12 protein-coding genes are annotated in these 12418 nt (G+C 63.5%); all 12 read left to right on the top strand.

Features of this window, described 5'->3' with window-relative positions; genetic code table 11:
- Positions 1-207 (top strand): hypothetical protein (locus CQ14_RS45290; RefSeq protein WP_210183162.1); only part of this gene is annotated, 207 nt, incomplete at its 5' end.
- Between the two features lie 111 nt (positions 208-318).
- Positions 319-1317 (top strand): 30S ribosomal protein S2, encoded by a 999-nt coding sequence (locus tag CQ14_RS17185; protein ID WP_057835910.1) that lies wholly within the window; start codon positions 319-321, stop codon positions 1315-1317.
- Positions 1318-1452: 135 nt separating this feature from the next.
- Positions 1453-2403, top strand: coding sequence for a translation elongation factor Ts (gene tsf / locus CQ14_RS17180; protein WP_057859046.1), 951 nt, complete (start codon positions 1453-1455; stop codon positions 2401-2403).
- Positions 2404-2438: 35 nt separating this feature from the next.
- Positions 2439-3155, top strand: a complete 717-nt coding sequence (gene pyrH / locus CQ14_RS17175) for a UMP kinase (protein WP_057859045.1) — start codon at positions 2439-2441, stop codon at positions 3153-3155.
- A 69-nt stretch (positions 3156-3224) separates the two neighbouring features.
- The gene (gene frr / locus CQ14_RS17170; RefSeq protein WP_057859044.1) at positions 3225-3788 is read left to right on the top strand and encodes a ribosome recycling factor; all 564 of its coding nucleotides are present in this window, start codon (positions 3225-3227) and stop codon (positions 3786-3788) included.
- A 43-nt stretch (positions 3789-3831) separates the two neighbouring features.
- On the top strand, positions 3832-4587 hold the full coding sequence (locus CQ14_RS17165; protein WP_057859049.1) for an isoprenyl transferase: 756 nt from the start codon (positions 3832-3834) through the stop codon (positions 4585-4587).
- On the top strand, positions 4584-5432 hold the full coding sequence (locus tag CQ14_RS17160; protein ID WP_057859043.1) for a phosphatidate cytidylyltransferase: 849 nt from the start codon (positions 4584-4586) through the stop codon (positions 5430-5432). The genes CQ14_RS17165 and CQ14_RS17160 overlap by 4 nt, the downstream gene beginning before the upstream one ends.
- Positions 5433-5436: 4 nt before the next feature.
- A complete protein-coding gene (gene dxr, locus CQ14_RS17155) occupies positions 5437-6660 on the top strand; it encodes a 1-deoxy-D-xylulose-5-phosphate reductoisomerase (RefSeq protein WP_057859042.1) in 1224 nt (407 codons plus the stop codon).
- 43 nt (positions 6661-6703) lie between these two features.
- On the top strand, positions 6704-7879 hold the full coding sequence (gene rseP / locus CQ14_RS17150; protein WP_057859041.1) for an RIP metalloprotease RseP: 1176 nt from the start codon (positions 6704-6706) through the stop codon (positions 7877-7879).
- Between the two features lie 172 nt (positions 7880-8051).
- A complete protein-coding gene (gene bamA, locus CQ14_RS17145; protein ID WP_057859040.1) occupies positions 8052-10610 on the top strand; it encodes an outer membrane protein assembly factor BamA in 2559 nt (852 codons plus the stop codon).
- A gap of 127 nt (positions 10611-10737) precedes the next feature.
- Complete coding sequence (lpxD, locus tag CQ14_RS17140; protein WP_057859039.1) at positions 10738-11805, top strand: UDP-3-O-(3-hydroxymyristoyl)glucosamine N-acyltransferase; 1068 nt, start codon at positions 10738-10740, stop codon at positions 11803-11805.
- Entirely contained in the window at positions 11805-12263 is a 459-nt protein-coding gene (gene fabZ / locus CQ14_RS17135) for a 3-hydroxyacyl-ACP dehydratase FabZ (protein WP_057859038.1), read from the top strand. The genes lpxD and fabZ overlap by 1 nt, the downstream gene beginning before the upstream one ends.
- Positions 12264-12418: the final 155 nt, after the last annotated feature.

Here is a 12418-nt window from a genome sequence, read left to right as displayed (position 1 = left end):
CGCGCCGCCGCCGCGGATGGCTGCACCCCCACCACGCCCGGCGCCGGCTCCGGCGGCCGCGGCGAGAAGGTGCCCGCCGGGGGCTCGATGCTGATCGTTAACGGGCCAGATCCCCGGATCTGGCCCAGAGCGGCCCTGAATCGCAGGGCTGAAAGACCGAAAATCCGGCCGTATTTCCTTGCTTCTGGCTGGAATCCGGCTATATAGCGCGCCATCTCACACGGAAACATGGCTCTCAAAGGCCGTCCGGTGGCAACCGGGCCAGTCAGGCTCGTTTGCTCACACGTTTCCGGAGGAACCAACCGGAGAACTATCACTATGGCGCTACCCGATTTCTCTATGCGTCAGCTCCTCGAAGCTGGCGTGCACTTTGGCCACCAATCGCACCGCTGGAATCCGAAGATGGCGGATTACATTTTCGGTGCCCGCAACAACATCCACATCATCGACCTCGCCCAGACCGTGCCGATGCTGCATCGTGCGCTGCAGGCGGTGTCCGACACCGTTGCCAAGGGCGGCCGCATCCTGTTCGTCGGCACCAAGCGCCAGGCGCAGGACGGCGTTGCCGAAGCCGCGAAGCGCTCGGCGCAGTACTTCGTCAACTCGCGCTGGCTCGGCGGCACGCTGACCAACTGGAAGACGATCTCGGGCTCGATCAAGCGCCTGCGTCACCTCGATGAGGTGCTTTCGTCGGGCGAAGCCAACTCCTACACCAAGAAGGAGCGGCTGACGCTGCAGCGCGAGCGCGACAAGCTCGACCGCTCGCTCGGCGGCATCAAGGACATGGGCGGGCTTCCCGACATGATCTTTGTGATCGACACCAACAAGGAAGACATCGCGATCCAGGAAGCGCAGCGGCTCAACATTCCCGTTGCCGCGATCGTCGATACCAATTCCGACCCCAAGGGCATCACCTTCGTGGTGCCGGGCAATGACGACGCCGGCCGCGCCATCTCGCTGTATTGCGACCTGATCGCCCGTGCCGCCATCGACGGCATTTCGCGCGCGCAGGGCGATTCCGGCATCGACATCGGCGCCGCGGTTCAGCCGGTTCGCGAAGAAGTTCCGGCAGCTCCGCAGCCGGCCGGCTTCCAGGGTCTGGCCGGTCCGCGCGGCACCGCCGACAACCTCAAGAAGCTCACCGGCGTGTCTGGTACCATCGAGAAGAAGCTCAACGATCTCGGCATCTTCCATTACTGGCAGCTCGCCGAGCTCGATCACGACACCGCGCACAAGATCGGTGAAGAGGTTGGTCTTCCGAGCCGCGCTGACGCCTGGGTCGCCCAGGCCAAGACGCTGACCGCGGAAGCCGAATAATTGCTGCGCCGCGTGGCCGGGTCTTCCGGCCACCGGTTCTGCTCCCCAGATTACGGCATTCCCTGTAGCTGACCGCGGTCCGGCGCAAAGCGCGCGCCGCGCCCCGCAGCTCACAGGCAAGAAGGATGTTCGACGATGGCAACGATCACTGCGGCGATGGTCAAGGAACTGCGCGAGTCGACCGGCGCAGGCATGATGGACTGTAAGGCAGCGCTCACCGAAACCAGCGGTGACATCACCGCGGCCCAGGACTGGCTGCGCAAGAAGGGCCTGTCGAAGGCTGCGAAGAAGGCCGGCCGCGTTGCGGCCGAAGGCCTGATCGGCGCCGTCACCTCGGGCCCCAAGGGCGTCGTGGTCGAGGTCAATTCCGAGACCGATTTCGTCGGTCGCAACGAGCAGTTCCAGGGCCTCGTCAAGATGATTGCGCAGGTCGCGCTCCACAACGGCGCCGACGTCGAGAAGATCAAGGCGGCCAAGGTCGGCGACGTCACCGTCGAGACCGCGATTTCGGACGCGATCGCCACCATCGGCGAGAACATGTCGCTGCGCCGTGCGGCTTCGCTTGAAGTCGGCAAGGGCGTGGTCTCGAGCTACGTCCATGGCGCCGTGATCGATGGCGCCGGCAAGATGGGCGTGCTGGTCGCGCTGGAGTCCACCGGCAAGACCGATGAACTCGCAACTCTCGGCCGCCAGCTCGCGATGCACGTCGCCGCGACCAATCCGCAGGCGCTGGATCCGTCCGGCCTCGACCCCGAGATCGTCAAGCGCGAAAAGGACGTGCTGGCCGACAAGTACCGTCAGCAGGGCAAGCCCGACAACGTGATCGAGAAGATCGTCGAGTCCGGCCTGAAGACCTACTACAAGGAAGTCTGCCTGCTGGAGCAGGCGTTCATCCACGACACCGGCAAGTCGGTCGCGCAGGCGGTCAAGGAATCTGAAGGCAAGGTCGGCGCGCCGGTGAAGATTGCCGGATTTGTGCGCTATGCTCTCGGCGAGGGAATCGAAAAGCAGGAATCCGATTTCGCAGCCGAAGTCGCGGCGGCCAGCGGACAAAAGAAGCCTGGAGATCCCGAAGCGGTCGCATAAGCCGCGACTTTCGTTGCAAGGAGAGCGATTGCATCATGGCTGAGCCGGTCTATCGTCGCGTCGTGATCAAGCTCTCGGGCGAGTATCTCGCAGGCAGCCAGTCCTTCGGCATCGACCAGCCCACCGTTGACCGCATCGCCGACGACCTGATCGCGGCCCACAAGCTCGGCGTCGAGGTGGCCGTCGTGATCGGCGGCGGCAACATCGTGCGCGGCGTGGAGGTCTCCTCGCGCGGCGTGTCGCGTCCGACCGGCGATACCATGGGCATGCTCGCCACCATGATGAACTGCCTGGCGCTTGAAGCCGCCATCGAGCGCAAGGGCGCGCCGGCGCGGACGCTCTCGGCGTTCGTGATGCCCGAGATTTCCGAGCTGTTCACCCGCAGTGCAGCGCACAAATACCTCGCGGAAGGACGAATCGTGCTGCTCGGCGGCGGAACCGGCAATCCGTTCTTCACCACCGACACCACGGCCGTGCTGCGGGCGGCCGAGATCGGGGCGCAGGCGGTGCTCAAAGCGACCAATGTCGACGGTGTTTACAGCGCCGACCCCAAAAAAGACCCGTCGGCCAAGCGTTTTGACCGTTTGACGCATTCGCAGGCCATTGCCGGCGACTACAAGGTGATGGATGCGACCGCATTCGCGCTTGCCCGCGAGACGTCACTGCCTATCATCGTATTCTCGATCGCCGAGCCGGGTTCGATCGGCGCGATCCTGCGCGGGACCGGCCACGGCACGGTGGTTGCTGGCTGACAGGCCGGTGCTGCTTCGAACCGCCAGCTTTTGAGGCCGGCGGCTGGTTTCCAAGGAGGGGAGAGTGTTATGGCCACGCCCGGTTTTGACATCAACGAATTGAAGCGCCGCATGCAAGGCGCTACCCAGTCGCTCAAGCACGAGCTGGGCGGCTTGCGGACCGGCCGCGCGGCGGCGTCCATGCTGGAGCCGGTGCAGGTCGAGGCTTACGGCTCGCACATGCCGCTCAACCAGCTTGCGACCGTCAGCGTGCCCGAGCCGCGCCTGCTCTCCGTGCAGGTATGGGACAAGTCGATGGTGAAAGCCGTCGAAAAGGCCATCGTTGATTCCAATCTTGGCCTGTCGCCGGCGACCGAAGGGCAGGTGCTGCGCCTGCGGATTCCCGAGCTCAATGAGGAGCGGCGCAAGGAACTGGTGAAGGTCGCGCATAAATACGCCGAAGCTGCCAAGGTCGCTGTTCGCCATGTTCGTCGCGACGGGCTCGATATCGTCAAGAAGCTCGAGAAGAATCACGAGATTTCCGAGGACGATCAGGAGCGGCTCGCCAACGATGTGCAGAAGGCGACCGACGGAATGATTGCTGAAATCGATCAGTTGCTGGCGGCGAAGGAAAAGGAAATCCTCACCGTTTGAGGGCAATGTTTGAAGAGTTGAGACTGGTCCTGGAATATTGATGATGCCGAACGCCGCCGCCCCCGCTACGGAAGGATCTGACCGATCCGTCCCGTTGCATGTGGCGATCATCATGGACGGAAATGGGCGCTGGGCGGCAGCGCGCGGCTTGCCGCGCGCCGAAGGCCACCGCCGCGGCGTCGAGGCGCTGCGCCGCGTGGTTCGCGCTGCCCATGAACTCGGCGTGCTCTATCTGACGATCTTTTCGTTCAGCTCCGAAAACTGGTCGCGGCCGGCGACCGAGATCGGCGACCTGTTCGGACTGCTGCGCCGCTTCATCCGCAACGATCTGGCGACGCTGCACAGCGACGGCGTGCGTGTGCGAGTGATCGGCGAGCGGGAAGGGCTGGAGCCCGACATCTGCACGCTGTTGAACGAGGCCGAGGAACTGACGCGGGCCAACACCAAGCTCAATCTGGTCGTCGCGTTCAACTACGGATCGCGCCAGGAGATCGCCGGCGCCGCGCAACGGCTGGCGCGCGAAGTGGCCGAGGGCAAGCGCGATCCGGCATCGATCGACGCCGACACGCTCGGCCGCTATCTCGATGCGCCCGACATTCCCGATCCCGACCTGATCATTCGCACCAGCGGCGAGTTGCGGTTGTCGAACTTCCTGATGTGGCAGGCGGCCTACAGCGAGCTCGTGTTCGTGCCGATCCACTGGCCGGATTTCGACAAGGCCGCGCTTGAAAGCGCCATTGCCGAATATGCCAGACGGGAACGCCGTTTCGGCGGTCTGGCCGCGAAAACCGGATCGTGACCGAGCCCGAGGCCGCGCCGGCGGCAGCAAGCCGAACCGACCAGCGCAATCTCGTGATGCGCATCGCCGCCGCTGCGGTGCTGATCCCGCTTGCGGTCGCCATCGCCTATGCGGGCGGTTTTCTGTGGGCCGCGCTGGTAACGCTGGCGGCGATCGGCCTGTTCGTGGAATGGCTGGCAATCGTTGGTCTCGCCGGCGTGATGCGTGTGATCGTGCCGGGCGTGGCGGCGCTTGCGATTGCCGGACTTTGCTTTGCGTTTGGCCCGCTCGATGCCGCGTTGATGGTGCTGGCAGCCGGTTTCATCGCGGTCGTGGCGATCGCGCCGGAGCGGCGAAACTGGGCGGCGGCCGGATTTTTGTACGCGGCGGCGGCCGAGATCGCCTCGGTGCTGGTGCGTCTCGATCCCGTGAAGGGCTTTGCCGCCCTGATGTTCGTGCTGCTGATCGTGTGGGTCACCGACAGCGGCGGCTATTTCGCGGGCCGCGGCATTGGCGGGCCGAAACTCTGGCCGCGCGTCAGCCCGAAAAAGACCTGGGCGGGCGCCATCGGCGGTTTTGCCGCCAGCCTCGTCGTGGCAATCGCCTTTGCCGTGTTCGATGCGGGCAGAATGGGGCCGCTATTGATGCTTGCCGCTGGCCTCTCGGTCGCTTCGCAGCTTGGCGATCTCTTCGAATCCGCCGTGAAGCGGCGTTTTGGCGTAAAGGACTCAAGTCACATTATTCCCGGCCACGGCGGACTAATGGATCGCCTGGACGGATTTGTCGCAGCCGTCGTCCTGGCGGCACTTTTCGGCTTTCTGCGGGGCGGCGCCGATGGCGTCGGCCGCGGTCTTATGGTTTGGTGATAGGATGAGCGCAGTTCCATTGCGTAACAACAAGGCCGCGTTGGCCGCCGCACGTACCGTCACGGTACTGGGCGCCACCGGTTCGATCGGCGACAGCACCATGGACTTGCTGCGCGGCGCACGCGACCGCTACCAGGTCGAGGCGCTGACCGCGAATTCCAATGTCGAAGCGCTGGCCAAACTCGCAAAGGAATTCGACGCACGATTCGCTGCAATCGCCGATCCGGCCCGCCTCGGCGAACTAAAGGACGCGCTGGCCGGCACGAACATCGAATGCGGCGCCGGCGAAAGCGCTGTTATCGAGGCCGCCGCGCGTCCCGCCGATTGGGTGATGGCGGCGGTAAGCGGCGCGGCCGGGCTGAAGCCGGCGCTCGCCGCGGTCGATCGCGGCGCAGCCGTCGCATTGGCGAACAAGGAATGCCTGGTGTGTGCCGGCGACTTCTTCATGCAGCGCGCGGCAAAAGCCGGCGCCTGTATTCTGCCGGCGGATTCCGAGCACAACGCGCTGTTTCAGGCGCTCTCTTCCGGTAACCGCGAAGAGCTGGTGCGCGTGATCATCACCGCATCCGGCGGCCCGTTCCGCACCTGGGCGCCGGCCGACATCGAGCAGGCGACGCTGGAGCAGGCGCTGAAGCATCCGAACTGGAGCATGGGTCAGAAGATCACGATCGATTCGGCCTCGATGATGAACAAGGGCCTCGAAGTCATCGAAGCCTCCTATCTCTTTGCGCTCTCGGCCGACGAGATCGATGTTCTCGTGCATCCGCAGTCGATCATCCACGGCATGGTCGAATTCTCCGATCGCTCTGTGGTTGCGCAACTTGGCGCGCCGGATATGCGCATCCCGATTGCGCATTGCCTTGGATGGCCCGAGCGAATCGTTGGCCCGTCGGCGAGGCTCGATCTGGCGAAAATCGGTCAGCTCACCTTCGAGGCGCCGGATTTTGAGCGGTTCCCGGGCTTGCGGCTGGCCTACGAGGCGTTACGTACGGGGCGTGGCGCGACCACGGTATTCAATGCCGCCAACGAGGTGGCGGTGGCGGCATTCATTGCCGGAAAGATCAAGTTCGGGTCGATCGCGCGCCTCGTCGAGGCCACCATTAATGACTGGATTCGCGCCGGGAACCTTGCGCCTTTGAGCTCGGCTGACGACGCGATCACCGTTGACCATAACGCGCGAAATAGAGCCGCCTCCCTATTGCCTCAAATTGCCTTAAAGGCATCCTAGAGGGTTGGGGACGGAGCCTTTGGCTCTTGTCGAGGGGAACCTGATGATTGAGTTTTTTCTAAATAGTTTCAACACGTTGGGCCATGGGCTCGTCGGCTACATCATCCCCTTTTTGTTTGTCCTGACCATCGTCGTGTTCTTCCACGAACTCGGCCACTTTCTGGTCGCCCGCTGGGCGGGCGTGAAGGTGTTGACGTTCTCGCTCGGCTTCGGGCCGGAACTCGCCGGGTTCAATGATCGCCATGGCACCCGCTGGAAGATCTCCGCGATCCCGCTCGGCGGCTATGTGAAGTTCTTCGGCGACGAATCGGAAGCCTCGACGCCGGCTTCGGCCGAAACGCTTGCCCGCATGAGCGACGAAGAGCGGGCTGGCAGCTTTCATCACAAGAAGGTCGGCGCCCGCGCAGCCATCGTTGCCGCCGGTCCGATCGCGAATTTCATTCTCGCAATCGTCATCTTCACCTGTCTGTTCACCTTCTTCGGCAAGCCGAGCACGACGGCGCGCGTCGACAAGATCGAGGCCTCGAGCGCCGCCGAGCGGGCGGGCTTCCAGGTCGGCGACATCGTCACCGCCATCGACGGCAAAAAGGTCGGCAGCTTCTCCGACATGCAGCGGCTGGTCAGCGTGCGCGCCGGCGACACCCTGACCTTCACGGTCAAGCGCGGTGATTCCACGCTGCAATTGAAGGGCACGCCGGAACTGCGTGAAGTGAAGGATCCGTTCGGAAACACGCAGCGGCTCGGGATTCTCGGCATCACCCGCGCAACCTCGCCGGGCGAAGTGACGACCGAGAAGGTGGATCCGGCGACCGCGCTCTGGCTCGGAATCAAGGAAACCTGGTTCGTTATCGAGCAGACGCTCTCCTATATCGGCAACATCTTCACCGGCCGGGCCAGTGCGGACCAGATCGGCGGACCGATTCGGATCGCGCAGATTTCAGGGCAGGTGGCCACGCTGGGGCTGATTCCCTTGCTGCACTTGGCGGCAGTGCTGTCCATTTCAATCGGACTGCTGAACCTGTTCCCGGTTCCCTTGCTGGATGGCGGCCACCTTTTGTTCTACACGGCCGAAGTGCTGCGAGGGCGTCCACTGTCTGAAAAGTCGCAGGAATATGGGTTCCGCGTGGGGCTTATTCTCGTGCTGATGCTGATGGTGTTCGCCTTTTATAACGACTTCCATCAGGTCCCGTGGCTGAAGGGGCTGTTCGGGAGATCCTAGTAGCGGCTTTTTTGTGGCGTTGCCCATTGGCAACGCCTTGGAATGAAATTGGAATTGCCGCGTGAAGTCTGGTTTGCCCCCCTGTCGAAATTAGCTACAAGCAATGCAACTTGGGAATCTGCCGGTTCGTAGGGGTACGGGCCGGCATAGGAATGACGAGGGCGCGTTGCGCATGATGTTGGGAATGCGAGTGCGGGGGGGCTTGCTGGCCGCTCTGATCATGGTTGCCGCGCCGTTGGGGGGTGCGCTGGTGTCTGTGCCGGCTGCGGCCCAGACCGTGGCGTCGATCGCCGTTGAGGGGAACCGGCGTGTCGAAGTCGAGACCATCCGTTCCTATTTCAAGCCGGGTCCCGGCGGCCGCCTCGGGCAGGCCCAGATCGACGACGGCCTGAAGGCGCTGATCGAGACCGGCCTGTTCCAGGACGTGCGAATCAACCAGGTCGGCGGCCGGCTGGTCGTGACCGTGGTCGAAAACGCCGTCATCGGGCGCATCGCCTTCGAAGGCAACAAGAAGGTCAAGGACGAGCAGCTCTCGGCTGAAATCCAGTCCAAGCCGCGCGGCACGTTCTCGCGCCCGATGGTTCAGTCGGATGCCCAGCGCATCGCTGAAATCTACCGGCGCTCCGGCCGCTACGATGTCCGCGTGACGCCTGAAATCATCGAGCAGCCGAACAACCGCGTCGACCTGATCTTCACGATCACCGAGGGCACCAAGACCGGCGTCAGGTCGATCGAGTTCGTCGGCAACGTCGCCTATTCGTCCTATCGCCTGAAGGACGTCATCAAGACCCGCGAATCGAACCTGCTGAGCTTCCTCGGCGGCGCCGACGTCTACGATCCGGACCGGGTCGAGGCCGACCGCGACCTGATTCGCCGCTTCTATCTCAAGAACGGTTACGCCGACGTGCAGGTGATCGCCGCGCTGACCGAGTACGATCCCGACAAGAAGGGCTTCCTCGTCACCTTCAAGATCGAGGAAGGGCAGCAATATCGCGTTGCCTCCGTCGACTTCCAGACCTCTATTCCAACCCTCGATGCCGCCTCGATGCGCAGCTTCTCGCGCGTCACCGTCGGCTCGGTCTACAATGCCGAGGCGCTCGAGAAATCCGTCGAAGAAATGCAGATCGAGGCCTCGCGGCGCGGCTACGCCTTCGCCGTGGTGCGCCCGCGCGGCGATCGCAATTTCGAAGCGCACACCGTTTCGATCGTGTTCGCGGTCGATGAAGGCCCGCGAACCTATATCGAGCGCATCAATATCCGCGGCAACACCCGAACCCGCGATTACGTGATCCGTCGCGAGTTCGACCTGTCCGAAGGCGATGCCTACAACCGCGCGCTGGTCGACCGTGCCGAGCGCCGGCTGAAGAACCTCGACTTCTTCAAGGCCGTGAAGATCCTGACCGAGCCCGGCTCGTCGACCGACCGCGTGATCCTGGTCGTCGATCTGGAAGAGAAATCGACCGGCGACTTCTCGGTGTCGGGCGGCTACTCGACCACGGACGGTGCGCTGGCCGAAGTCAGCATTTCCGAGCGCAACTTCCTCGGTCGCGGCCTGTATGCGAAGGCAGCCGTGACCTATGGCCAGTACGCGCGCGGCGGTTCGCTGTCGTTCGTCGATCCCTACCTGTTCGACTATCGCGTCGCGCTCGGCCTCGACCTGTTCTATCGCGAGCAATTGGCCAACAGCTACATCGCCTACGGCACCAAGACGCTCGGCTTCAGCCCGCGGCTCGGCTTCACCCTGCGTGAAGACCTGGCGCTGCAGTTGCGCTACTCGGTCTACCAGCAGCAAATCCAGCTGCCGAACACGCTGGCCAACTGTAACAACAACTCGTCCAACTCGCTGCTCGCGTTCAACCCGTCGCCGGCCTATGCGAATCTGTTCAACGTCCCCAACGGCGGATCGATCACGGAGAACGGGCAGACCGCCACTGACACTTCCGGTGCCGGCCTGTGGTGCTACAGCGACGGCGAAGCTTCGCTGCCGATTCGCAAGGAGTTGCAGAGCGGCAAGGCGCTGACGTCGGCGGTCGGCTATTCGCTGAACTACAATACGCTGGACAACAACAAGAACCCGACCGACGGCTTGCTGATCGACTGGAAACAGGACTTCGCTGGCCTCGGCGGCGACGTCAGGTACATCAAGTCCGCGATCGACGCGAAGTACTACACCCCGCTGGTTGCCGATATCGTCGGCCTGATCCACCTCCAGGGTGGCATGCTGAACCAGTTCGGCGGCAGCGAACTGCGCATGCTCGATCACTTCCAGATGGGCCCGAACCTCGTTCGTGGTTTTGCGCCGAACGGCATCGGTCCGCGCGATCTCAACCCATTCGGCACGCGTGACGCGCTGGGCGGCACCAAGTACTGGGGCGCTTCGTTCGAACTGCAGATGCCGTTCTGGTTCCTGCCGAAGGAAGTCGGGCTCAAGGGCTCGGTCTATGCCGACGCCGGCGGACTTTGGGACTACAAGGGGCCGACGTCGTGGGCGGCAACGGGTGAGGTCAACGTGCCCGGCTGTATCAAGCCGACGCAATCCCCGAATGCCAATGCGGGAACGTGCTTGGGACTGCAGTATGACGACGGCAACGTGGTCCGTAGCTCGGTGGGTGTCGGCATCATCTGGGCCTCGCCGTTCGGTCCGCTGCGCTTCGACTATGCGGTTCCGCTTACGAAGGGTCAGTTTGACCGCGTGCAGCAATTCAAGTTTGGCGGCGGCACATCGTTCTAAGGTGTCTTGAAGCGACCGGACGTAAGGTCCGGGAGACGAGAGCACCAGGGAAAAAGAGGAGAGGTCGGCTCCATTTCTTCGGAGCCGGCACTCCAGTGTGAAGGCCGGCCGGACTGCGGCGGATGGAATGGCGCAGCCGATATTCTTCAAGCAACCTCCTTCCTCGACGCTGGCCGAGCTGGCCGCGTCAACGGGGGCGGCATTGGTCGACCCCGCGCGGGGCGGTCATGTGATCAGAGGCCTCGCTTCGCTAGACGAAGCCGGTCCCATGCATCTGGCGTTCTTCGACAACCTCAAATACGCCGATCAGCTCAAGGCGACCAAGGCCGGCGCCTGCCTGGTCAGCCCGCGTTTCGAAGCCCAGGTGCCGGCCCATGTGGCGGTGCTGCGGGCGGCCCAGCCGTTCCGCGCCTTCGTGAAGCTGGCGCGCGAATGGCACGCCGACGCGCTTCGTCCGCAATCCTGGTTCGACATCGACGGCATCGCGCCGTCAGCGATCATCGACCCGTCCGCCCATCTCGAGGACGGCGTCATCGTCGATCCGCTGGCGGTGATCGGCCCGCGGGTCGAGATCGGCACGGGTACCGTGATCGGCGCCGGCGCGGTGATCGGCGCCGACGTCAAGATCGGCCGCGACTGCAATGTCGGCGCGCGGACTTCGATCCAGTTCGCGCTGATCGGCAACAACGTCCTGATCCATCCCGGCTGCAGCATCGGCCAGGACGGCTACGGCTTCATCTTCTTCGGCCCCGAGGGGCACCTCAAGGTGCCTCAGACCGGCCGCGTCCTGATCCAGAACGATGTCGAGATCGGCGCCAGCACCACTATCGACCGCGGCAGCCTGCGGGATACGGTGATCGGCGACGGCACCAAAATCGACAATCAGGTCCAGATCGGCCACAATGTGACCATCGGCAGGCACTGCCTGCTCGCGGCCCAGATCGGGCTCGCGGGCAGCCTGACGATCGGAGATAACGTGGCGATCGGCGCCAAAGCGGGGCTGAACAACCACATTAAAATCGGCGATGGGGCACAGATCGCGGCCATGAGCGCAGTGAAGGACGACATTCCCGCCAACGAGCGTTGGGGCGGTCATCTGGCTCGGCCGACCAGGCAATGGTTCCGGGAGACGCTGGCGCTTGAACGCCTGGCGCGCGATGGCACAGCCCATCCAAAGGGCGAGGGGAAGGAGTGATGGAGGAAGCACCGGTCAGGTTCGAGCTCGTGGATATCAACGAGATCCTCAAGACGCTCCCGCACCGCTATCCAATGCTGCTGATCGACCGGGTGATCAAGATCCGGACCGATTACAGCGGCATCGGCATCAAGAACGTCACCTTCAACGAGCCGCCGTTCCTCGGCCATTTCCCCGAGCGTCCGGTCTATCCCGGCGTGATGATGATCGAGGCCATGGCGCAGACCGCCGGCGTCATCGGCATCAAATCGGTCGAGGGCACCGAGAAGCCGCGGGCGGTCTACTTCCTGACTATCGACAAGTGCAAGTTCCGCAAGCCGGTGATGCCGGGCGACACCATCGAGTATCACATGCGCTCGATCGGCCGCCGCAAGGCGATGTGGTGGTTTCACGGCGACGCCAAGGTGAATGGCAGCGTCGTCGCCGAGGCCGATGTCGGCGCAATGCTGACGGATTGAACCCGGTTGAACTTATCCGTCACACAACCGGCGTCTTCCTGATATCTTTGCTCAATCGCTGGTAGTGGAACCCACGCCGAGGCGGTTGATGAAATTTTCGGGTTAAGTCCGGTTTGGGGCCACGCTTTTTCAACGGAGGCTTCCGTGAACAGGCT

This window comes from Bradyrhizobium lablabi (assembly GCF_001440475.1).
Classification (GTDB): domain Bacteria; phylum Pseudomonadota; class Alphaproteobacteria; order Rhizobiales; family Xanthobacteraceae; genus Bradyrhizobium; species Bradyrhizobium lablabi.
This window is presented reverse-complemented; position numbering and strand designations above follow the sequence as displayed.